1 protein-coding gene and 1 pseudogene are annotated in these 1396 nt (G+C 68.3%); both read right to left on the bottom strand.

Annotation, left to right across the window (positions count from 1 at the left end):
- On the bottom strand, window positions 1–1235 hold a 1235-nt coding region (locus FHS87_RS23270), incomplete at its 3' end, for a nitrate- and nitrite sensing domain-containing protein (RefSeq protein ID WP_184522294.1).
- A gap of 76 nt (window positions 1236–1311) precedes the next feature.
- A pseudogene (locus FHS87_RS23265) lies at window positions 1312–1396 on the bottom strand (IS5-like element ISMex42 family transposase); the annotation flags it as partial.

Here is a 1396-nt window from a genome sequence, read left to right as displayed (position 1 = left end):
TCCACCCGCTCGGCGCGGGCGAGCTTGGCAGCCGCCTCCGCGGCATTCGCGGTCGCCATGCGCTCCTGCTCGATCGCAGCCAGGCGGAAGCCCTCCAGCGCGCGGGCGAGCGCGCCGACCTCGTCGCGCCTGTCCGTGCCGGTGACACCATGGTCGAGCCGCCCCTGCGCAACATCGTTTGTTGCGGTAATCAGCGAGCGGAGGGGGCGCACGATGCCGCGCGTGAGGCCCAGTGCCACGCCAATGGCCAGGGCGAGCAGCGCGAGGGCCGCACCGGCAACAAGGAAAAGCTGCCCGACTGCGACCGCACGGACCTGCTCGGCGAGCGCATTGAGGTCAGCACCAAGCTGATCCTCCACTCCCTTTAGCCGATCGACTCGTGCCGTCGAGGTCGCGAACCACTGGGACGCGGTGACCCCCTCCAGTTCGCCCACAAGGCCTCCCTGGGCGGCGACGGCCCTCATTCGCTCCACTTGAGCGGCCGCCGGACCGGCCAGGGCCGCATCCAGCGTAGCGACCTGGTCCGGGGTAGCAAGGCCACGAAAGATCCGCAGGAAGGTTTGCTGTTCCTCACCAAGGAAGAGAAAGCGGCGGAGCTGCTCAGCCGTGAACCGCCCGGCCGCAAAGCCGCCGGCGCCGGTCGCGCGCTCCAGCCCCGCGCGCTCCTTGGCCTGCATGAGGTAGAGGTAGGCTGAGACAGTCCTGCCTACGCCCGGGTGATCTGCTGAGGCCGCGCCCGCGGATACTGCGTCCAGCACTTCGCTGATCGCCTTGGTGTAGAAGGACAGGCCGTCGGTGGGCGGGAGGGCGAGCGCGGTGACAGCCCGTCGATGCGCGCTCAGCCGCGAAAGTGCGTCGAGGGCTGCAGCCGCGTTGCGTGCAAAGCCCGAGCCGAGGGTCAGGCCGGCGTCGCGCAGGGCGTGCTCGAGCGCTGCGCGGTATGTATCCGTGGCGCGGCGCTGCGCGTCCAGCTCCGGCCCCATCTGCTTGCCGCCACTGCTGAGAAAGGTGCTCGTGGTGCCTCGTTCACGCTGCAACTCGTGAACAAGCGCCCCTGCGCGGTTCGCGAAGACGGACAAGCCGTCGAGCCTCCTCATCGCCGCCACATCGCTGTAGCGACTCAGCATGTCCATGCCCGCGAAGGTCACCATGCCGAGCAGGGGTAGGGTGACCAGGAGAAGGATGCGGACGACCATCGGTAGGTCGGAAAGGCTACGGATCATCATGCGAAGCATGTCGAGCAAGCTCCTGCCGGGCGGGTAGAGCGCGCCCGGGTAAATAAGGAAACGGTGCCATCCAAACTAGGTCCTGTTAGCGCCTGAGCCAGTCGAGGGTAGCGGCGAGGTGCAGGACGCCGAGGAAGGACGAGGCGGACTTCTCGTAGCGCGTGGCGACG

The sequence above is a fragment of the Muricoccus pecuniae genome, assembly GCF_014199205.1.
GTDB classification, from domain to species: Bacteria; Pseudomonadota; Alphaproteobacteria; order Acetobacterales; family Acetobacteraceae; genus Roseomonas; species Roseomonas pecuniae.
This window is presented reverse-complemented; position numbering and strand designations above follow the sequence as displayed.